This window comes from Hyphomonas sediminis, assembly GCF_019679475.1.
Taxonomy (GTDB): Bacteria; Pseudomonadota; Alphaproteobacteria; order Caulobacterales; family Hyphomonadaceae; genus Hyphomonas; species Hyphomonas sediminis.
In genome coordinates this window covers 1610277-1631368 of the sequence record NZ_JAIEZP010000001.1, presented here as the reverse complement: position 1 = coordinate 1631368, position 21092 = coordinate 1610277, and the positions used below count along the sequence as shown (strand labels likewise).

The 21092-nt window shown below is 62.5% G+C and carries 20 protein-coding genes, 1 tRNA gene and 1 pseudogene; 15 read left to right on the top strand and 7 right to left on the bottom strand.

The window, feature by feature from the left end:
- Positions 1–16 precede the first annotated feature (16 nt).
- Positions 17–784, bottom strand: a complete 768-nt coding sequence (locus K1X12_RS08195) for a DUF3450 domain-containing protein (RefSeq protein WP_220987119.1) — start codon at positions 782–784, stop codon at positions 17–19.
- A 629-nt stretch (positions 785–1413) separates the two neighbouring features.
- Positions 1414–1488 (bottom strand) — tRNA-Gln (locus tag K1X12_RS08190).
- Between the two features lie 209 nt (positions 1489–1697).
- Between K1X12_RS08190 and sppA the strand changes: the two genes are divergently transcribed.
- A complete protein-coding gene (gene sppA, locus K1X12_RS08185) occupies positions 1698–3476 on the top strand; it encodes a signal peptide peptidase SppA (RefSeq protein WP_220987118.1) in 1779 nt (592 codons plus the stop codon).
- 125 nt (positions 3477–3601) lie between these two features.
- Positions 3602–4606 (top strand): NAD-dependent epimerase/dehydratase family protein, encoded by a 1005-nt coding sequence (locus K1X12_RS08180; RefSeq protein WP_220987117.1) that lies wholly within the window; start codon positions 3602–3604, stop codon positions 4604–4606.
- Here the strand turns inward: K1X12_RS08180 and K1X12_RS08175 are convergent.
- The 3 genes from K1X12_RS08175 to K1X12_RS08165 are packed head-to-tail and all read right to left on the bottom strand — an operon-like array spanning position 4588 to position 7506.
- On the bottom strand, positions 4588–5322 hold the full coding sequence (locus K1X12_RS08175) for an RluA family pseudouridine synthase (RefSeq protein ID WP_220987116.1): 735 nt from the start codon (positions 5320–5322) through the stop codon (positions 4588–4590). The two genes, K1X12_RS08180 and K1X12_RS08175, sit on opposite strands and share 19 nt — an antisense overlap.
- A complete protein-coding gene (locus tag K1X12_RS08170) occupies positions 5319–6203 on the bottom strand; it encodes an aminoglycoside phosphotransferase family protein (RefSeq protein WP_220987115.1) in 885 nt (294 codons plus the stop codon). Before K1X12_RS08170 ends, K1X12_RS08175 begins: the two co-directional genes overlap by 4 nt.
- A complete protein-coding gene (locus K1X12_RS08165; protein ID WP_220987114.1) occupies positions 6196–7506 on the bottom strand; it encodes a replication-associated recombination protein A in 1311 nt (436 codons plus the stop codon). Before K1X12_RS08165 ends, K1X12_RS08170 begins: the two co-directional genes overlap by 8 nt.
- Before the next feature lie 84 nt (positions 7507–7590).
- Between K1X12_RS08165 and K1X12_RS08160 the strand changes: the two genes are divergently transcribed.
- From K1X12_RS08160 to K1X12_RS08115, 10 genes are all read left to right on the top strand, one after another.
- Positions 7591–8427, top strand: a complete 837-nt coding sequence (locus K1X12_RS08160) for a TauD/TfdA dioxygenase family protein (protein ID WP_220987113.1) — start codon at positions 7591–7593, stop codon at positions 8425–8427.
- 303 nt (positions 8428–8730) lie between these two features.
- Positions 8731–10401, top strand: coding sequence for a DEAD/DEAH box helicase (locus K1X12_RS08155; RefSeq protein ID WP_220987112.1), 1671 nt, complete (start codon positions 8731–8733; stop codon positions 10399–10401).
- Positions 10402–10773: 372 nt separating this feature from the next.
- Positions 10774–11265, top strand: a complete 492-nt coding sequence (locus K1X12_RS08150) for a flavodoxin family protein (RefSeq protein ID WP_220987111.1) — start codon at positions 10774–10776, stop codon at positions 11263–11265.
- A 78-nt stretch (positions 11266–11343) separates the two neighbouring features.
- Positions 11344–11679, top strand: coding sequence for an ArsR/SmtB family transcription factor (locus K1X12_RS08145; RefSeq protein WP_220987110.1), 336 nt, complete (start codon positions 11344–11346; stop codon positions 11677–11679).
- 27 nt (positions 11680–11706) lie between these two features.
- The gene (locus K1X12_RS08140) at positions 11707–12213 is read left to right on the top strand and encodes an ArsI/CadI family heavy metal resistance metalloenzyme (RefSeq protein ID WP_220987109.1); all 507 of its coding nucleotides are present in this window, start codon (positions 11707–11709) and stop codon (positions 12211–12213) included.
- A 5-nt stretch (positions 12214–12218) separates the two neighbouring features.
- The gene (gene arsB, locus K1X12_RS08135; protein ID WP_220987108.1) at positions 12219–13262 is read left to right on the top strand and encodes an ACR3 family arsenite efflux transporter; all 1044 of its coding nucleotides are present in this window, start codon (positions 12219–12221) and stop codon (positions 13260–13262) included.
- Positions 13259–13678 carry an arsenate reductase (glutaredoxin) gene (gene arsC / locus K1X12_RS08130; protein ID WP_220987107.1) on the top strand — a complete coding sequence of 140 codons (420 nt, stop codon included), beginning with the start codon at positions 13259–13261 and terminating at the stop codon, positions 13676–13678. Before arsB ends, arsC begins: the two co-directional genes overlap by 4 nt.
- 84 nt (positions 13679–13762) lie before the next feature.
- Complete coding sequence (locus K1X12_RS08125; RefSeq protein WP_220987106.1) at positions 13763–15211, top strand: hypothetical protein; 1449 nt, start codon at positions 13763–13765, stop codon at positions 15209–15211.
- Between the two features lie 152 nt (positions 15212–15363).
- Positions 15364–15990 (top strand): hypothetical protein, encoded by a 627-nt coding sequence (locus K1X12_RS08120; protein ID WP_220987105.1) that lies wholly within the window; start codon positions 15364–15366, stop codon positions 15988–15990.
- Positions 15987–16715, top strand: coding sequence for a hypothetical protein (locus K1X12_RS08115; RefSeq protein ID WP_220987104.1), 729 nt, complete (start codon positions 15987–15989; stop codon positions 16713–16715). Before K1X12_RS08120 ends, K1X12_RS08115 begins: the two co-directional genes overlap by 4 nt.
- Before the next feature lie 25 nt (positions 16716–16740).
- Here K1X12_RS08115 and ispH (K1X12_RS17190) read toward each other — a convergent pair.
- Positions 16741–16911 (bottom strand): annotated as a pseudogene (gene ispH / locus K1X12_RS17190) (4-hydroxy-3-methylbut-2-enyl diphosphate reductase); the annotation flags it as partial.
- 287 nt (positions 16912–17198) lie between these two features.
- Positions 17199–18146, bottom strand: a complete 948-nt coding sequence (gene ispH, locus K1X12_RS08110; protein ID WP_220987103.1) for a 4-hydroxy-3-methylbut-2-enyl diphosphate reductase — start codon at positions 18144–18146, stop codon at positions 17199–17201.
- 129 nt (positions 18147–18275) lie between these two features.
- On the opposite strand from ispH (K1X12_RS08110), the gene K1X12_RS08105 reads away from it, so the two are divergent.
- Genes K1X12_RS08105 through K1X12_RS08095 form a run of 3 tightly spaced genes read left to right on the top strand, consistent with a single transcriptional unit; the run spans position 18276 to position 20919 of the window.
- Positions 18276–18866, top strand: a complete 591-nt coding sequence (locus K1X12_RS08105; RefSeq protein ID WP_225907918.1) for a hypothetical protein — start codon at positions 18276–18278, stop codon at positions 18864–18866.
- Positions 18867–18869: 3 nt separating this feature from the next.
- Complete coding sequence (argS, locus tag K1X12_RS08100) at positions 18870–20639, top strand: arginine--tRNA ligase (RefSeq protein WP_220987102.1); 1770 nt, start codon at positions 18870–18872, stop codon at positions 20637–20639.
- Positions 20640–20658: 19 nt separating this feature from the next.
- Entirely contained in the window at positions 20659–20919 is a 261-nt protein-coding gene (locus tag K1X12_RS08095; protein ID WP_220987101.1) for a hypothetical protein, read from the top strand.
- Positions 20920–21092 lie beyond the last annotated feature (173 nt).

Sequence of the window (21092 nt, the reverse complement as noted above, 5' to 3'; positions counted from 1 at the left end):
TCTGATCGACGGGCGCTTACTGGACCGAGAACTTCTGGACCGGAGCGAACAGGACGACCTGCTGGGCCTTACCTTGAGCGACGCGGATGGCTTGCTGGATGTCACCAACATAGCTGCCCGGAAGCGCAACCCATTCACCCGTGGCGCGGTCGTAACGCGCAGCTTTGCCCTTCGGCGTCACGTAGACGTAGGAAACGCGACCGTAGAGGAACATGTCGACCGTCGTCGGGTTACCGTCGATGGTGATTTCTTCCTGCCAGGTGTCGATCGTACGGCCATATTCCATTTCAGCCTGATAGGCTTCCATGATGAGGCGGTACTGCTCGGAAGCCGTGACGTTCGGCGAAGCCATCACGCCATCGAGTGCTTCCAGACGAGCGGTGCGCTCAGCCTGCTTGAACGGCAGGTCGGCAGCGACAAACAGCTTCAGGTCTTCGATCATGCCGAGGAGCATCGGAACCGTCTGAGCGGTGATGTCGTCGATCGAGCCGAGCTGTTCGGTGAGCGAAGCGATCTCATCGCGCTGGCTCTGAACAACCAGCTCCTGCTGTTTCGCAAACAGTTCTGCGGCGTCGCGGCGCTGCAGAAGCGTGCGGTATTCGCGAACCATGTCCGAGCGCTGATCATCAAGCTGGTTGATCTGGTCTTGGACTTGTTCCGCCCTCCGGGTCGCCTGTTCGCCCACGTTCAGCGCTTCGCGGAACTGGGCATGAGCCGGAACGGCCAGCCCGGCGATCAGCGCTGCAGCGAGGACGCTGCGGGCAGGTGAAAGAAGTTTCTTCATGAGGTCAGCCTCTCAACTCTCCAAACGGTGACGCGCCCCTCAGGCGCGCAAATCCTGGTTGCGGGCGGACCTGCTTACGAGGCCGTCCCGATCTTTTTGCCGGCCCGCACACACACGAGAGCCGAAAGTTGACCCGGAAGTGGAAGGGAAAAAAACACCCAATCACCTCCCCTGCTGTTCTCCGGAGCGCTTATCCGCTCTCTAGTTTTTTAAGCTGCTACACCGGCATTCTGCAGGCGATCGCCGAAAGCCCTTACCGGTGAACCCCAACGGTAACAATCCTCTAATTGCGGATCAATCGGGCTTTACAATTAGTTCAGAAAATATCCGGGACTCCTCATTACGCAACATGTTCAGCGCAGTTTTGACCGGACAAGTCAAAGCAGTGGTCTGCGCCATCTATCTGACAAACATGACAGGTTTGCGCGCCCATCCCACAAGACGGCGAGAATCTGCATGTAAAATTTCACATTGAGGAGAATTTTCGGCCTCCGTGCACACTTGTGCAGGCCGATGCGGCAGCGCTGCCCGATTTGGCAGCGCCGCGCGTGCGCGATGCGCAGGGCTGGCATCCAACGTCAAACGTGCTGCCTGCCGCGCTGTATATATTATATATAAGGAGAGGAAGGTGGCTGGGGTGCCAGGATTCGAACCTGGGAATGGCGGTACCAAAAACCGCTGCCTTACCACTTGGCGACACCCCAACAGTGGAAGCGCCAGATAGCCAACCTTCCTTGCGCTGGCAACACCCGGCTGCGGTCTTTTACACATTCATTTCAGTGTTGGTTTGAGCCGGCAGCGTGCGACAAGCGTCCACAGCAAGCCCACCCTTTACTTTTTATCGAATATCAACAATATCATTCAAGACTGCTCACCGCACCCCGCATGCTCCACAAGGAAGGCATTCCCGGAAATGAAAACTTTTCTGCTGTCCATGGCAGGCGCCTTTACGGCGATGATCCTGTTTATATTTGTCAGTTTCGTTGGATTGATGCTGCTGATCATGGCGGCGGCCGGCTCCAAACCGCCGCATCCTGCCAACATCGTCCTGACCATGGACCTGAACGCCCAATACCCCGACCAGGCGCCCGCCACCGGCCTGGCGGCATTGTCTGGCGCACCCGGTTTCGTTGACCTGCTGGTGAAACTCAAAAGCGCCGAATCGGACAAGTCGGTCAAAGGGATCTATTTGCGCGGCGCCGACTACGGCTTCGGCACGAGCCGCGCCGAAGAATTGCGCGAAGCACTCAAGAGTTTCCAGGCTTCCGGCAAGTTCGTCATCGCCCACTCGCAGGGGATGTTCGGCGCCAGCGGCCCGTCTGCTTATCACTCCATCTCAACGGCAGATGAAATCTGGATGCAGCCGGGCACGGACCTGATGGTCACCGGCGTGACCTTCGAAACCGAGTTCCTCAAGGGCCTGTTCGACAAGATCGACCTGCAGCCGCAGATCTATCCCTTCTACGAATACAAGAACGCGCCCAACTCATATAATGAGACCGGATATACCGAGCCCCACCGCGAAGCGATGGAAGCGCTGGCCAATTCGATCTGGTCGACTGCGCTCGACGAGATTGCCGAAGACCGCGACATCGGCGCGGGTCAGCTGCGCACAATCCTCGAAAGTGGCCCGAAGCCGGCCGCCGAAGCGCTGGAGCTGAAACTCGTCGACAAGCTGGGCTGGCCGGAAGACGCCGAGGAAGCCGCAAAGGAACGCGGCGGCGGCGACAAGGCCGAACTGATCGACCTGGCCTCCTACGTCTCGCCGGCAAAGTATAACTCCAAAGCGCCGCTGATCGCTGTTGTGGGCGGCGAAGGTGCCATCGTCACCGGCGGCGGCGGCTCCGATTCGCCCTTCTCTTCCCCACCGGGCTTCGCGTCCGATGTGGTGGCCCGCGCCATTCTCGACGCGGCCGAAGACGAAGACGTGAAGGCGATCGTGTTCCGCGTCGACAGCCCCGGAGGATCGCCGACGGCATCCGACCAGATCTGGCGCGCCGTTGAGCGGGCCAAGGAAGCTGGCAAGCCGGTGGTCGTCTCGATGGGCAGCATGGCAGCTTCGGGCGGATACTATGTCTCCACCGGCGCTGACGCGATTATGGCCAACCGCGCGACCCTGACGGGCTCGATCGGTATCTTCGGTGGCAAGATGGCCCTCGACGGCACGTTCAACAAAATCGGCGTCACGTTCGACACCGTCAGCGTTGGCGGCGAGTTCGCCTCTGCCTGGGGCACGGGCGCCTTTACGCCCAGCCAGGAAGCCGAAGTGAAAGCCAGCCTGAAGCGCGGTTATGACCGCTTCCTTCAGCTGGTCGGCGAAGGCCGCGGCATGACCTATGACCAGGTGCACGAAGTCGCCCGTGGCCGCGTCTGGACGGGTGAAGACGCCCTGAAGGTCGGGTTGGTCGACGAGATCGGCACGTTCATGGACGCCATCGAGAAGGCCAAATCGCTGGCTGGTATCGAGGCTGATGTGACCCCGCGTCTTGCTTTCTACCCGTATCGCAAGTCGGGCTTTGAAGCCCTGGAAGACGTGTTCGGCGTCTCCGCCGAAACTGCGCGCGCCATGTCTGCGCTCTCCGCAATGGTCGGTGATGAGCGCACCCAAACGCTTCTCGAGGAGCTTTCAGCGGTCGACGCGATGAATTCAGGACAGGCCATGGCCGTAGGGCCGCGGATCCGCGAGCGCTGAACACACGCCCTTAACCTGAATGATTGAATGAGTTGACACCCGTGCCTCCTGCGGCACGGGTGTTGCACTTTGTGGGCGTCTGGTAACTAGAAGCGCCGCAAGGCTGGCCTAACTGAGACACTTACATGAAGATCCTGGTCACCGGCGCTGCCGGCTTCATCGGAAACGAGATCGCCCTCCGTCTGCTTGAGGAAGGCCATACCGTCACCGGTGTCGACTGCTTCACCCCCTATTACGATCCGAAACTGAAAGAAGCCCGCGCCGCCCGCCTGACCGGCTATGAAGGCTTCCGAATGGAACGCATCCGCGTCGAAGATGCCGAGGCGATGGAAGCTGTGTTTCGCCGGGACGAGCCGGAAATCGTGGTTCACTTCGCCGCCCAGGCCGGCGTGCGCTACAGCCTCGATCATCCGCGCGACTATGTGGATTCCAATGTCGTCGGCTCGTTCAATGTCATCGAATTCTCGCGCCGCTATGGCGCTCGGCATCTCGTGCTGGCGTCCACCAGCTCCGCCTACGGCGCCAATGAGACCTATCCCTTCCATGAACGTGATGCAGCGCCCTACCCGCTGACAATCTATGCGGCCACGAAGCTGGCGAGCGAGCTGATCGCGCACAGCCATGCCCACCTTTACGGCGTGCCGACGACGGCACTGCGCTTCTTCACCGTCTATGGCCCCTGGGGCCGACCGGACATGGCGCTCTACAAGTTCACCGATTGCGTCTTCAAGGGCCAGCCTATCGACGTGTTCAATCACGGCGACCTGATCCGCGATTTCACCTATATTGGCGACCTCGTGGAATCCATCCGTCGCCTGATGGATACGCCCCCAGTGGCGGGGCAGAAGGTGATCGAAGCCGACTCCGTCTCGCCGGTTGCGCCCTTCCGCATGGTCAATATCGGCAATGCCAAACCGGTGCGTCTGCTGGACTATATTGATGCCATCGAAGAAGCCACTGGCCGCAAGGCCATCATGAACATGCTGGACATGCAGCCGGGCGATGTGAAGCAGACCTTCGCAGATGTCAGCCTCCTGAAGGCGCTGACCGGATATACGCCGAATACGGACTATCGCAAGGGCGTTGCCCGTTTCGTGGACTGGTATCGCGGCTATTTCAAGCCGGACTGAAGCCCACAGCGCGCCGCAGCGATCTGGAAATCTTCCGGCGGCGGCGCTTCCAATACCAGCGTTCCGCCATCAGGATGGGGAACCTCCAGCCGCGCGGCATGCAGCATGACACGCGCGCCAGTCGCCTGCCCTTCCCCATACAGCGCGTCGCCGAGGATGGGACAGCCGAGCGACATCAAATGCACGCGTATCTGGTGCATGCGGCCGGTTTCCGGCGCGAGCTGCAGCAGCGCGAAGTTGCCCTCCCGCGCCAGAACGCGCCAGCCCGTGCGGGCGGCCTGCGCGCCCTTGCGGCCCGGCCGGGCGAGGATCATGCGGGGGCGCCCGCCCTCTTCCACTTTCACCAGCGGCGCGTCGATGACACCTTCATCCGTAGGCGAAAATGTTCCTTTCACCAATGCTAGATAAGTTTTCTTCGCGTCCCGTCCGGCAAAGGCTTCCGACAGGAAGGCAGCGGCAGGCTGGGTGCGCGCGGCGATGATCACGCCGGATGTGCCAAGATCCAGCCTGTGAACAAGGCGCGGGCGTTTGCCGTTTGACCTCGCGAATGCCCACAAGAGATCGTCCAGCGACTGGCCGACGCCGCCGCCACCCTGAGAGGCAAGGCCAGAAGGCTTGTTAAAGCCGAGCACGGATTTATCTTCATGGATGATGAGTGAACGCGCGAAAGCGGCCGCCTCTGCGCTGAGCGCCGGGATGTCTCGATTGCGGGTCATCCGAACTCTTCCTTCAACCGCGCCAGCATTCTTTCGGACATATCCGAGCGTAATCCGTTTTCATATGCATATGGCAGGTAAATCACAGCCATCGACAGAGCCCACCCCGCCCCGCGGAGCCATTCTTCATCGCTGGCCCCCAGCGCCGCGCGGAAGACGCTTCGTGCAGGGGCGTCAAAGACGGCCCAGGCGCTCAGCAGGTCGCAAGCCGCATCGCCAACGCCGCAAATCCCCCAATCGATAATCCCGGAAATACTTCCGTCTACGGTCAGAATATTTCCCGGGTGAACATCCCCATGCAGCCAGGCTTGCGCGCCCGGAGCGCGCTGCTCAACCGCCGCTGACCAAAGGCGCTGCGCCCATCCTGCGTCCACATTCGGCAAGCGGGCAAGCGCGGCATCAAACGCCTCGGCGCGCAGCGCCAAAGGCCCGCCGCGCCAGTTGTTTTCCGCGCCATACCGGAAATCCGCGTCAACAGGCTGAGCGCGCAGAAATCCGAAAAATGCCGCAAGCTCTCGCGCGGCGCGCTCCGGATCGGCCAACCGGGCCGCGCCCAGAGGCTCACCCGGAAGCCAGCTTAGCACAGACCAATGGTGGGGATATTCCCCGCCCGGATCACCGATGCCATAAACGCCCGGCACCGCGACCGGCGAGGCTGAAAACCTCGGCAGGACTGCGGCTTCCCGACGGGCAGTTGCGACGGCCCAAGGCACTTTTGGAAACCGGGCACACAGATGCGCGCCAATACGGAAGATGTGGTTGTCCGTGCCCTCCGCGGGCAAAGGAGTGATTTTCTCGCCGGAAAGCTCAGGAAACCGGGAGACAATCAATCGAGCGGCAATGGCTGGATCAAGACTGATGGCCGAGCCTTCTTCAGCCATCACGTCGCGGCTTTCGCATGGCGGCAAACCGCGCCAGTTGCTCGGCGATGGGGCGTTCGCGGCCTTCGCCTTTGGGGGCGTAGAATTGGGGGCGCCTCATGCCTTCGGGGAAGTAATCCTGTCCGGAAAAGCCTTCTTCCGTATCGTGATCATAAACATATCCCGAACCATACCCCTGATCCTTCATCATCGAAGTGGGCGCGTTGAGGATGTGCTTGGGCGGCATCAGGCTGCCGGTTTCGGCAGCGGCGCGGCGGGCGGCCTTGTAGGCAACATAGGCCGCGTTCGATTTGGGCGCCGTGGCCAGATGGATGACGGCATGGGCCAGCGCCAGCTCCCCCTCGGGCGAACCAAGGCGCTCATAGGTGCGGGCTGCTTCGCCTGCGATCATCAGCGCCGTGGGGTCGGCCAGGCCGATATCCTCGCTCGCCATGCGCACGAGGCGGCGGGCGATGAAGAGCGGGTCTTCGCCCCCTTCCAGCATCCGCGCAAACCAGTAAAGCGCGGCATCCGGATCTGATCCGCGAACGGATTTGTGCAGGGCGGAGATGAGATTGTAATGCTCTTCCCGGTCCTTGTCATATGCGACAGCGCGCTTCTGCAGGCCCGCTGACAGCTCCTCCAGCGAGAGGAGGCCGGGCTCGCCGCGCATGGCATAGCATTGTTCGACAAGGTTCAGCAGGTATCGCCCATCGCCATCGGCCATGCGGATAATGGCTTCGCGCGCCTCGGGCACCACAGGGATGCGGCGGCGCATTTCCTGCTCGGCGCGGGACATAAGCTCGCGCATGTCTGCGTCTTCCAGGCGGCGCAGCACCATCACCTGGCAGCGCGAGAGAAGCGCGCCGTTAAGCTCGAAACTCGGATTCTCGGTCGTCGCCCCGATCAGGGTGACGATGCCGCTTTCCACGAAGGGGAGGAAGCCGTCCTGCTGGGAGCGGTTGAAGCGGTGAATCTCGTCCACAAAGAGCAGCGTGCCCTTGCCGATCTTGCGGCGGGCCTCGGCCCGGTCGAACGCGGCGCGCAGATCCTTCACGCCGGAGAAGATGGCCGAGAGCGCCTCGAATTCGAGATCGGTCTCCTGCGCCAGCAGGCGGGCGATGGTCGTCTTGCCGACGCCGGGCGGCCCCCAGAGGATCATCGAGACGAGGCGGCGATGGCTGAGCATCGCGCCGATTGGCCCGTCGATGCCGATGAGATGCCCCTGCCCGACAACTTCAGACAACTTCTTCGGGCGCAGCCTGTCCGCCAGCGGGCGGGGCGCTTCCTCATCAAGACCGGCGGCAGAAAAAAGATCGCTCATGGACGGTGTTCTAGGACTTTGGAGGCATCGTGGTAAGGTACCAAAAAGGCGCTGCAAAAGTCAGCGCGAGGGAGGATAAAGAGTATGCACCTGACTGTGACCCCGTCGGATATGTCCTGTGGCGCGATGGTGCGCGGGGCGGACCTTTCGCAGCCTCTGACCAGCGCGCAGGCGGCCGAGATCCGCGACATCTGGCTGAAGCATCAGGTGGTGTGTTTTCCCGATCAGGCGCTCAGCGATGACGATCTGGAGCGCTTCACCCTGGCCTTCGGGCCGTTTGGCGATGACCCGTTCATTGCGCCCATACCGGGCCGCAAACACATCATTGCGGTGAAGCGGGCGGCGGGTGAAACCTCGCCCATCTTTGCCGAGAGCTGGCATTCGGACTGGAGCTTCCAGGCGACGCCGCCGGCAGGCACCTGCCTTTATGGCATCACCATACCGCCGGAGGGCGGGGACACGCTTTTTGTCAACCAGATCAAGGCGCTGGAACAGATGCCGGACGATCTGCGCCGGCGCATCGAGGGCCGAAAGGCCATTCACTCGGCGAAGAATGCGTATTCGCCCAAGGGCATGTATGGCGCGGGCGACACAGGCCGCAGCATGGACATTCGCGCCTCCGACGAGGCCGAGGCGAGCCATGCCCACCCCTTCATCCGTGTGCATCCGGAGACGGGAAAGGAGAGCCTGTTTGGCTGCGCGGGCTATATCGTCGGCGTGGAGGGCATGGCGCAGCAGGAGGCGTGGGATCTCGTCACCGAGGTCTATCGCTGGCAGACGCGGCCGGAATTCCAGTATCGCCACACATGGCAGAAGGGCATGCTGCTGATGTGGGATAACCGCTCGACGCTGCATATGGCGACCGGGGGATATGCAGGCCATGACCGGCTGTTGCACCGGACCACAATCGGGTCTGCCTGATCCTTTTTGCGCCTTTTTGCGGACAGACCGTATCATTTCGGGGACAAACAGTGACAGTTTGTGTCATTCCCGGTCTTTCCGGCGCCACTTTATTCCATTTGACGCAGCGCACAAAAAGGCGCATAGGCCCGCCGGTCAGGATGGCTCGCCATCCGGGCCGGGGCCGCGTGAGCGCGCCGAGCGGAAATGTCCGCGGCGTTCCGCCCCTCCTTAGACGCACGAAGCAAACCCCACGTCCTGAATCACGCCGGGCCGTTCTTTGAGCCCCGACGCTGCCTGCCAACGCGCAGGGCGGCGCGCATCATGACGAAAGTAAACATGACCGATTTTGCATCATTCGGCTTTACCAGCCGACTCCTCTCGACTCTGACCAATTCGGGCTACACCGCCCCCACCCCGATCCAGACCCAGGCCATTCCGCTGGTGATGGAAGGACGCGACATCATCGGCCTGGCCCAGACGGGCACGGGCAAGACGCTGGCCTTTGCCGCGCCGATCCTCAACCGTATCAGCCGCGCCGGCGGCCCGGCACCGGCCCGCGGCACGCGCGCGCTGATCCTGGCGCCGACGCGCGAACTGGCCGGGCAGATTGCCGACTCCTTCAACACCTATGGCGCAGGCCTTGGCCTGCGCGTGGTGATGGTGTGCGGCGGCGCAAAGATCGGCGGCCAGATCCGCCAGCTGCAGCGCGGCGCGCATGTGCTGGTGGCAACGCCGGGCCGCCTGATCGACCTGATGGAACAGGGCGCCGTAACCCTGCAGGGCGTTGAAACGCTGGTGCTGGACGAAGCCGACCAGATGCTGGACCTGGGCTTCATCCATGCGCTGCGCAAGATTGCGCGCGCCCTGCCCGCCAAGCGCCAGACGCTGCTGTTTTCCGCCACCATGCCGAAGACGGTGGAGGCGCTGGCCGCTTCCTACCTCACCAATCCGGCAGAAGTTTCCGTGACCCCGCCGTCTGCACCCGGCGAGCGCATTGAGCACCGCGTGGCCTTTGTGGAGCAATCGGAGAAGCTGAACCTTCTGGCCGAGACCATCCGCAGCCCGGACCTCAAATCGGCTATCGTCTTTGTACGCACCAAACATGGCGCCGACGGCGTTGTGCGCAAGCTGGCGAAGCTGGACATCGACTCAGTCGCCATCCACGGCAACAAGAGCCAGAACCAGCGCGTGAAGGCGCTCGAGTCCTTCCGGGGTGGCCGCGTGCCGATCCTGGTGGCGACCGACATTGCCGCGCGCGGCATTCACATCGACGATCTTGGCCATGTCGTGAACTACGACCTGCCGGATGTGCCCGAACAGTTCGTGCACCGCATTGGCCGCACGGCCCGCGCCGGCGCAAGCGGCGTGGCGGTTTCCTTCGTTTCGAAGGATGAGCGCCAGATGCTGCGCGCGATCGAGAAGCTGACCGGCCTGAAGCTGGCACCCAAGGATCACGCAGGCGACGACGCGCCACGCAGCGAAGGCCGCGCCAAGCCAGCGGCGCGCCGTGGCGGCGGACGCGGTGAACGCCCTGAGCGTTCCGAGCGTCGCCCGGAAGGCAGAAACCAGAGCCGTGGCGAAGGCCGCAGCGAAGGCAGAAGCGAAAACCGGGGTGGCCAGCAAAGCCCGCGCCGTCCGAAATGGCGCCCTGAGGAACAGCCCCGCCAACGCGGCGAGCGCCCCGAAGGCGGCGAGCGTGACGGCGCCCCGCGCGCCCGTTCCGAGCACAAACCTTCTCACAAGCAAGGCCAGGGCGCGGGTCAATATTCCGGCCAGAAATCCGGCCAGCGGTCTGAACAAAGATCGGACCAGCGGTCTGGCGACAAGTTCGGCCAGCGGCAGGGCCAAGGACAGGGCCAACGTCAGGGACAGGGCGCTTCGCAGAAAGCGGCCTATGCCGGCGAGCGCAGCCGTGGCCCACGCGATGGCGGCGGGCCGAAACGCCCCGGCGGCAACAACCCGCGCCGCGGCAAATCCTACACCAACGCCTGAGGCGGCAGACGCCCCTCTTAGGCAAACACCGAAAGCCGGACAGGGCCATGCCCTTCCGGTTTTCTTCATTTGCAGCAGGCGGAGGCGACAGGCGCCGCATGCAGGACAAGGGTTAGGAGAGGTAGGGAAGTTCGCGACACCTTCCGCCTCCGCTGCCGGGGCCGGAGCAAGGCCCCCGCCCCGCGCCGGAGTGATGAACCGGAACGAAGCGACAGGCCGGAGTGTGCCCGCGAACGTTTGCCTGCCGGATAAGCCGTCTCAATCCTGCGGCGACCACTGGTCATGAGACAAGGATAGAGCCGCGCCTTTCCACGCCAGCGACACGGGCGGAGGCAAGGTGACATCGCCGCGGGGCAGCTTTAGTCTGCCCGCATGAAACAGCTTCTGATTATCTGGCATTCGCGCACAGGCGCAGCCGAGGCGATGGCGAAGGCGGCGTTTGCCGCCGCGCTGGGCGACGAGGCCTGCGGCGTGCGCCTTCTGCGCGCGGGCGAGACGCAGGCGCGCGACGTGCTGGCGGCGGATGGCTACATCTTCGCGGCGCCGGAAAACCTTGCCAGCCTTTCGGGCGAGATGAAGGAATTCTTCGATCGCTGTTATTATCCCGTACTCGGACGGATCGAAGGGCGGCCCTATGCCCTGATGATCGCCGCCGGAAGCGACGGCGAAGGCGCCGCCCGGCAGGCCGCGCGCATCTGCAAGGGATGGCGCCTGAAGGAGGCGCAGCCGCCGATGATCCTCAACACAAGCGCGCAGACCCCGGAAGAAATCCTCGCGCCAAAGGTCATCCCCGAAGAGGCGCTGAAACAATGCCGCGACCTGGGCGCCGGCATGGCAACCGGCATTGGCGCCGGGATATTCTGATCCACGACCTTTCCGGCCCATCAAAAAAACTTCCGCTGGCCTGCTTGACGAATTCCATATTTCCACGATATTGGAAATATGGAAACGAAGACAGCCCTTTCGCAACTCTCCGCGCTGGCGCAGGAAAACCGGCTGGCGCTGTTCCGCCTGCTGGTGCGCGCCGGGCCGGATGGCATGGCCGCTGGCGACATTGCCGCCGATCTGAGCGTGCCACCCAATACGCTTTCGGCGCAGCTGAACATCCTATCTGCGGCCGGGCTGATCGAGGGGACGCGGCAGGGCCGCTCCATCATCTATTCTGCCAGTTATGACATGATCAGCCAGCTGATCGTGTTCCTGATCGAAGACTGTTGCCAGGGCCGGGACGAGGTTTGCATGCCCGTGCTGGAAGCGGCGCAGTCGAGATGCTGCTGACCTGACCCACAACAAGGAAGAAGACCCATGAAACGCCTGCATGTTCATATTGCGGTGGACGACCTGCCGCGCGCGGTGAAATTCTATTCCACGCTGTTTGCGGCCGCGCCTTCCGTGGAGAAGGCCGACTATGCCAAATGGATGCTGGACGATCCGCGCGTAAACCTGGCGATCAGCGCCCGGGGCGCGAAGCCCGGCATCGAGCATCTGGGCATCCAGGCGGAAACCGGCAAAGAGCTGGACGAGATATACAGCCGCCTGAAGGACGCTGACGCGCCCGTTCTGGAAGAAGGCGCGACGGTCTGCTGCTATGCCCAGTCTGAAAAAAGCTGGGTGAATGACCCGGCGGGCGTGCCCTGGGAAGTGTTCCGCACGGTGGGCGAAAGCGCCGTTTACGGAGGAGGCCCGGAAGCGGCCGACGGGCGCCTTGCCACGATCACCGGCAGCCTGACCCTGCCGGAAACCGGCGGCGCCGTGCGCTGCGCGCCCTCCCCGGCCACCGATGCCCCCGCCGCGAGCGGCTGCTGCGGATAAGCCAGGTGGGCAGGTTCGAGAAATATCTTTCGGTCTGGGTCGGCCTCTGCATTCTTGCAGGGATCGGCCTTGGCCTCGTTGCGCCGGGCGCGTTTGCGGCGCTGGCCGCGCTGGAATATGCGAACGTGAACTTCGCGGTGGCCATCCTGATCTGGGCGATGGTCTGGCCGATGATGATCGGCGTGGACTTTTCCGCCATGCGGCGCGTGGGCGAGCGGCCCAAAGGCCTGATCATCACGCTGGCGGTCAACTGGCTGGTGAAGCCTTTCACCATGGCGGCGCTGGGCGTGCTGTTTTTCCGCTACGTTTTTGCCGGGCTTATTCCGCCTGCGGATGCGGAGGGATACCTGGCCGGGCTGATCCTGCTGGGCGCGGCGCCCTGCACGGCGATGGTGTTCGTCTGGTCCCAGCTCACCAGGGGCGACCCGAACTATACGCTGGTGCAGGTGAGCGTGAATGACGCCGTGATGGTGTTTGCGTTTGCGCCCATTGTGGCGCTGCTGCTGGGCGTGACGGAGATCGCCGTGCCCTGGGAGACGCTGTTACTGTCGGTGGCGCTGTATGTCGTCATCCCGCTGGTTGCCGGCATCGCGGCGCGCGGCGCCCTGATGCGGCGCGGAGGCGTGGCCAGCGTGGAGACCTTCATGACACGGATCAAACCGCTGTCGGTGATCGGCCTTCTGGCAACAGTCGTGTTGCTGTTCGGATTCCAGAGCGGGACGATCCTGGCTTCGCCGATGGTAATCGGGCTGATCGCTGTGCCGATCCTCATCCAGAGCTATGGCATCTTTGCGATTGCCTATGCGGCGGCATGGGCCTGGCGCGTGCCGCACAAGGTGGCGGCGCCCTGCGCGCTGATCGGCACATCGAACTTCTTTGAGCTGGCCGTTGCCGTTGCCATCAGCCTGTTCGGGCTGAACTCCGGCGCGGCGCTGGCGACTGTGGTGGGCGTTCTGGTGGAAGTGCCGGTGATGCTGTCGCTGGTCGCGCTGGCCAATCGCACACGGGCCGCCTTTCCGGCCGAAGACGAGGAGAAACTGGCGGCATGATCGTCATCCATCACAATCCGGAGTGTGGCACGTCCCGCAATGTGCTGGCCATCATCGAAGCGAGCGGGGAGCGCCCGGTGGTGATCGACTATCTGAGCGCGGGGTGGACACGCGGGCAGTTGCTGGCGCTGTTTGCGGCCGCTGGGCTGAGCCCGCGTACGGCGCTGCGCGAGACCAAATCCCCCGCAAAGGAGCTGGGCCTGCTGGAGCCGGGCGTGAGCGAGGAGGCGATCCTTGCCGCGATGCTGGACCATCCGGTTCTGGTGAACCGGCCGATTGTGGCGAGCCCGAAGGGCGTGCGCCTCTGCCGGCCAAGCGAGACGGTGCTGGACCTTCTGGACCGCCTGCCGCCCGGCCCTCTTTATAAGGAGGATGGCGCGCTGCTGATCGATGCCGAGGGGCGCCGCGTGGGCTGAGGCGCGCTCCCCTGTTCAGGGGGTGAAAGAGTTTGTCGGCGCTGGCTAATGTGCGAGGCTGAAGGCGGCTCTGGAGGATTTGGCATGGCGGGAATTGGCAAGGCAGTGGCGCGCGTAATGACGGCGCTGGGCATTGGCGCGATCGCAGCCGCCGGCGCGGCGGGCGCGCAGCCGAAAACCTTCGAACCTACTCCCGACTGCATGATCGCGGCAGACTATGTGGCCCCGCGCTTTTCCCATTCCGTGCCCGGCATGCTGTGGCGCGACGGGGACTTCACGATCGAGGGGGCGATCCTCAGCTGGTATCTGGGCGGGCCGCAGGCGATCTTCGAGGCGGATGATTTCAATCTCGTGCTCTGGGACGACTGTTTCGACCCCAAAAGCAAGGTCACCTGCCCCGGCATCCGCAAGGACAAGGCCATCGCCAAGGCCTTCAACCGCCCCTATGGCAAGCTGACCAAGGGCGACAGGAAAGCCATCGAAGCCTATTTCTCTGCGCCCCCGCCGGACGCCGCGATCCGCTTTGCGGCGCAGGGCATTGGCCGCTGCTTCGGAAGCCATCCGGCGCAAGGGACCATGGAAGAGCTGGGCCTCCGGCGCGGGCCGTTTGAGGGCGCCCTGTGCGGCGCGGCGATCATGAATGCGCCCGACCTGCCGGGGGCGCCCACCTTCTCCGGCTGGGACTATGCCCAGGACGAGCACAACGCCAACCGCGCCTATGGCGAAGGCGGGCGCTGCACCTTCATTCCCGAATATGCCATTGCCGCCGCTGAAGCGCGCATGGCGGAACTGACGGCCGATACCGCGGCCCGTGAAAGCCGCACGGTGGAGCAGCGGATTGCGGGGCTGAATGGCTGCCAGATCGCTTATGGCCTTGTCAGCATGGGCCTTGGCGGCCAGCGTGGCGGCGTCTCCCGCGTGCCGGACGAAGGCATCGACTGGGCGCTGAAATACGAGCAGAGCGTGATCGACAATGAGGTTTGCCCGATCATGCCGAAGCCCTTGTCTGACTGGGTGCAGGCCCAGCCGCTGGAAAAGTTCGAGGCCGCCGAAGACCCCTTCACCGGCTTCATGCGCCGCAAGCCCGGTACCAGCACCTATGCCGACTGGGCCTATTATATCGGCCGCGTCGCCGCACATTATGAAACGCCGGAGACGCCGCAGGTGGACCTTTCCGGCGATCTGTGCCCGGACTTTCACACATGGCTCGCCCAGAAGCATTACAGCGGCGCGGGCGGCAGCGACGCGCTGTCGAAATTCCTGCAGAACAATGCGGCGACCCTGGACCTCAGCCTGCGCCCGGCGGTGTGTGTGGCGGTGCCCAAATGGATGTATGCGAACTATGTGAACGAGCGCGCCGTGCAGAACGCCCGCCGCGCCGCCTTCGACGCCAAGATGGCCCAGCGCGAAGCCTTCATGAAATCCCTCGAAGAAATCGCCAAGGTTCCCTACAAGCCCGCCTACCGCCCACCCGCCGGCGAGCCGCGCTGCTACCGCACCGGCGAGAAGACGGAGACGTGTTTTTATAATTGAGGGGGGGAGTGGATAACAGGCCCTTCAGGATAAGGAATATCTGGAACTATCTACCACGGAAAAGACGTTGTAAATTCCCGCGCGGGCGCAACAGTTTGTAGCCCGATCAAAGGCCGAACGTGTATTAGCGAACCGTTTCGAGGGAGGCCGATTTGGAGGCCAGTGAACTTGTTCAGCGCTTTGTCTCGCGAATGGCAGAAGGTCAGCCAATCCATACCGCTTCAAGATTACTAGACGAGTTGCGCGAAGACCTTATCAAAATTGGCCGAAGATCTGCATTCTTCGAGAGTCAAGGATTGCCGCTTCAAGAAGCTTGGGTGGGAATCAAATTTGGTGAAATCATGACCTTTGATACCATCTATTTGGCGGCAAAAGCGCAAATGGGATTTGACGTGGTGCTCTTGAAAGACAACGTTTCCGTGCAATTTGATATCACGGAAGCGACCGACCGCAACGTAGATCGTGCGGAAGAGTATCGGTCAGGGCCCGAAATGATTGTAGAGGATAGCGGCGAGATTGCGCGGCAGGAGAGCTTGTTTGAAAAGAATGTGGGGAATCGTTTGAAAAGAAAATCGAGCGACAACCTAATTGTGTATGTCAACACGGGTTGGCTGCCAGAAGAAAAGTTCATCGAGGATGCTTTGATTCGTTGGCATCTTTCTTTCAAAAAGAAGTTCAACAGCGCTTATCTGCTTATTCGAGGTAGCGTCGTTCAGCTGGCACCAGAGTTACAAAAATTCTCGAACTCTCGCTCGCGCGAGAATGGCCCCAAATCTTGACCACAGAAATGCCCGATCAAGCATGTTGGATTTGCAAGTCCCCCGCAAATTCTCACGAACATATCGTAAAGAGATCTGATCTTAAGGCCATATTCGGAGTGCCGAACTCAAACGCGCCATTGTTTGTACACAACGCGTCGGAGCAGAATGTCAAAGCTCAAGGTCTCAAATCGAAAGCGCTAAAGTTCAAGACCCCTTTGTGTGCCAAGTGCAACAATGAAATCAGTCAACCTTATGATCGCGCTTGGGAGAGACTTTCTGAGCATGCTCGGACTCGCACCCCTCCAGTGAAAGCTCGGGGAGTAATTCGAGCCTACCGCGCCTTTGCTATAGGTTCGTCGAAGGAAATGCGCCGGGTCCAACTCTTCTTCGTAAAACTATTTGGCTGCGCCATCGTTGACAGCGGCGCGCCGATCGACATTTCGCCTTTCGCATCCGCTCTACTCAATGAAAAGTTTCATCCGGACGTTTTTTTGAAATTCGGATATGTGCCGCGCGAAGACCAAATAGTTGGTCTATCGCCTCTGGTAGCGGCTCATCACCCAAAAACAAAACAGCTGGTCGCTGCTTCAATGTTCTATGAGCTCGGGTCGATTGCGGTGAGAGTGATTTACTCGCCTGATCATGACGCAATCGAGGACACGGATACAGCATGGCATCCGGCTTATGATAGAGGACGAATAGAAGTTCACGACTTCGGGCCACTGCTAAAGTCGATTGAATGACAACTCCAAATGGTCATTTGGCGCGTTACCCCACCAACACCCGCGGCAACTTAAAAGTCACCGTTTCGTCTGCCGTCTTTACGGTCTCAACCGTCACGTCGAAGCGTTCGCGGCAGGCGTCGATGACGTCTTGGACGAGGTCTTCCGGGGCGGAGGCGCCGGCGGTGAGGCCTAATGTTTCCACGCCTTCGAACCAGCAAGCAAGCGTAGGGTGGGTTGAGCGGAGCGATACCCACCAACGGATGGTGCGGCGATGTGAGATGGTGGGTATCGGCTTTACCTCAACCCACCCTACGAGTTCGGTTCACCAGCGACGGGCATCGAGATTTTCTGCGAACGCTCACCGCGGCGTCATCCCGGAAATCGCGCGAGCGATTGTCCGGGACCCAGACTTTTTGGGGGGAAGAAGGGCTGGGTCCCGGTCTTCGCGTCTTTGACGCGAAACCGGGATGACGCAGGCGGAGGAGTTGCGTGCGTGGGCCGTTAGCCCGCCAAAACCCGCGGCAGCTTGAACGTCACCGTTTCGTCTGCCGTCTTCACGGTCTCAACCGTCACGTCGAAGCGTTCCCGGCACGCATCAATCACGCCCTGCACCAGATCTTCGGGGGCGGAGGCGCCGGCGGTGAGGCCGAGAGTTTCCACGCCTTCGAACCAGGACCAGTCGATATTCTCGGCGGCGGCGATGAGTTCGGCGCGGGCGGCGCCGCTGCGCAGGGCGACCTCGACGAGGCGGACGGAGTTTGAACTCGTCCGCGCACCAATCACCAGAACGAGCCCCGCGCCGGGGGCGAGGACCTTGACCGCTTCCTGACGGTTTGTGGTGGCGTAGCAGATGTCTTCCTTATGGGGCATGGCGATGCCGGGGAAGCGGGCCTGCAGGGCGCCGACGATTTCGGCGGTGTCGTCCACGCTGAGCGTCGTCTGCGTGAGGAAGGCGAGGTTGGCGGGGTCCCTGGGCTGGTAGGCCGCTGCATCTTCCACCGTCTCGATCAGGGTGACGACGCCATCGGGCAGCTGGCCCATCGTGCCGATCACTTCGGGGTGGCCGGCATGGCCGATGAGGAGGATCTCGCGGGCCTGGTCATGATGGCGGGCGGCCTCGACATGCACCTTGGAGACCAGGGGGCAGGTTGCGTCCACATAGATCATGTTGCGGCGGCCGGCCTCGGCCGGCACGGATTTGGGCACGCCATGGGCCGAGAAGATGACCGGGCGGTCATCCGGGCATTCTTCCAGCTCCTCCACGAAGATGGCGCCGAGGGCCTCCAGACGCTCCACCACATGGCGGTTGTGGACGATTTCATGGCGCACATAGACCGGGGCGCCCCACTTCTTCAGGGCTTCCTCGACGATCTGGATGGCGCGGTCGACCCCGGCACAGAAGCCGCGCGGAGCAGCCAGGCGGAGCGTGAGGGCGGGTTTCTGGGTCATGGGAGGCTCATATAAGGGGTAAAGTCTCCTGCGCCTAATGCGTTGCGCGGGCGCGGCAAGGCCTTTAACACGGGTCAGGTTATCACATGGACCGGCCATTTCATCAGGCCAAGACGGACACGCCGACGCATGCGCAGAATTGCCCTCATCCTCGCCGCAACGCTCCTGGCCGCTACGGCAGTAACTGGCTGCCGCAGCAACAGCCGGCTGGCCCAGAGCCTCGATTCGACGCCCAACTCCGGCCCCTGCCCGGTCACTGGCTCGGTGTATGATGCGGCGCGGTATGTGAAATTCGTCGATGGCACGGGCGAACTTTACTCCGATATCGAGTTCAGCGGCGAGATCACCGATGTGCGCCTCTATTGCCGCTATACCGAGGATCACCCGCTGCAGGCGGAAATCGAGATCGACTTCAATTTCGGCAAAGGCTTGCAGGCGCGCAGCGACAGCCATGTCTACCCGTATTTCGTGGCTGTGACCCGCCGGAACGGCAAGGTGCTGGCGCGTGAAACATTTGCCACCGAAGCGAAATTTGGCGGCAAGAAGGTTGCCGGCAAGACCGAGCTGGTCAACCGCATCACCATTCCGCGCGCCGACAGCTCCATCTCTGGCGTGAACTTCGAAATCGTCGTCGGCTTCGACCTCGACGAGAAGCAGCTGGAATTCAACCGCGCCGGCAAGCGATTCCGCCTCGATGCGGGCGCGAAGCTGGCGGAGTAAGCCATGACCAGCCTCGCAAAGGAATTGTCGGCAGCCGCAGGCGCCGCCTTCGAAGCCATGGGCCTTGAGGCACGGTTTGGCGAAGTGCGCCGGAGCGACAAGCCGGAGCTGGCCGACTTCCAGTGCAACGGCGCAATGGCCGCCGCCAAGGCCGCCGGCAAGAACCCGCGCGAGATCGCCGGGGAGATTGCGGCGAAGCTGAAAGAGCATGGCAGCGTGCTGTCCGCCGAAGTGGCCGGACCGGGCTTTATCAACCTGCGTGTGTCCGATGCCGCCCTTTCGGCGCGGGCCGAGGGCGTGCGCGGCGACGCGATGGCGGGCGCCGAGAAAGCGGCGGACGCTCAGGTCACCGTGATCGACTTTGGCGGCGCGAATGTGGCCAAGCCCATGCATGTGGGCCACCTGCGCTCCGCCGTGATCGGCGATACGCTCCAGCGCCTGCTGCGCTTCCTGGGCGATGAGGTCACTTCCGACGTGCACCTTGGCGACTGGGGCCTGCAGATGGGCCACCTCGTCACCGAGCTGCAGGACGAGCAGCCGGGGCTGATCTATTTCGATGCCGCCTATACCGGCCCCTACCCGGCTGAGCCGCCCGTCACCATCGACGATCTGGGCCGGCTGTACCCGCAGGCCAGCAACAAGGCGAAATCCGACGAGGCGCGCAACGAGCGCAGCCAGAAGGCCGTCGCCGAGATGCAGGCAGGCCGGGCGGGCTACCGCGCGCTGCTGCGCCATTTCATCGATGTGTCGGTCGAGGCGCTGAAACTCGATTATGGCTTCCTGGGCGTTTCCTTCGACCTGTGGAAAGGCGAGAGCGATGTGGACGGCCTCATCCCCGGCCTCGTGGAGCGCTTCAAGGAAGCCGGCCTTGCGCAGCTGAGCGATGGCGCGTGGATCGTGCCGGTGGCGCGCGAGAGCGACAAGAAAGAGATGCCGCCCGTCATGCTGGTCAACAGCCGCGGCGGCACGGGCTATCACACGACCGACCTTGCCACGATCCTCGACCGGATGGACACGCTGACGCCCGCCCCGGAGCGGATGCTCTATGTGGTGGACCAGCGCCAGGCGCTGCACTTCGAGCAGGTGTTCCGCGCGGCAGACCTCTTGGGCCTGATCGCGGAAGACAGGCTGGAGCATATCGGCTTTGGCACGGTGAACGGGCCGGACGGCAAACCCTTCAAGACGCGCGAAGGCGGCGTGCTGCGACTGGCCGACCTGCAGGCGATGGCGATGGAAGAGGCGGAGAAGAAACTTTCCGCCGCAAACCTGCCCGCCGATATGGGCGCCGAAGAGCGCTTCGACGTGGCGAAGAAGGTGGCCGTCGCAGCGCTGCGCTTCTCGGACCTGATGAACACGCGGACCACGAACTATGTGTTCGACCTCGACCGCTTCACCAGCTTCGAAGGCAAGACCGGGCCTTACCTGATGTACGCCGCCGTGCGGGTGAAATCGGTGCTGCGCAAGGCCGCCGAGAACGGCCATTCCGCAGGCAAGGTGATGGTTAACGCCGACGCCGAACGCGCCCTCGTGCTGCAGCTCGACGGCTTCGGCGCCGCCCTGCTCGGCGCCCGCGAAAAGCGCATGCCGCACATCCTCTGCGAACACCTCTACAGCCTCGCGCAGGCCTTCAGCAGCTTCTACGCGGCGCTTCCGATTGCTGCGGAGACAGACGCCGAGAAACGCGCGAGCCGGCTGGCGCTGGCGGACGCTGTGAGGCACCAGCTGGAGACGGGGCTGGGGCTGCTTGGGATTGATGTGCCGGAACGGATGTAACCTTCCGAGGAAACACAAAATGAGCAGCTGGTCGCTGAAGCGGCAAACCTTTAGTGCCGATGGAAGGCAAGCGATATCCTTCTTCATCGACGAAGAATATGGCCATGCAAAATTTGTTTATTCACGCTGGCAAAAGTACTACGAGCCATCATCAGAAGACGCGACTTCTCCAGTAGTTGGCGGCTTGTGGAGGGATGATTTTACATCTGGCTATTATCTAAGTCTCGCTGAAGCAGAGACGGACGCACGCGCAATCGTTGCCTGGTTTGGCGACTTGTAGGTCGGATAGAGGCCAAAGGCCGAAATCCGACGGACACTGGCCCCGCACTCTGGGATGGCGGATTTCGCTACGCTCTATCCGCCCTACGAGCTACGAGCCCGCGAGTTCATGGGCCCAACTGAGCGTCACTCGCGAAAAGACTCTGTCCTCGTTTCGATAGACGCCAGGATTGG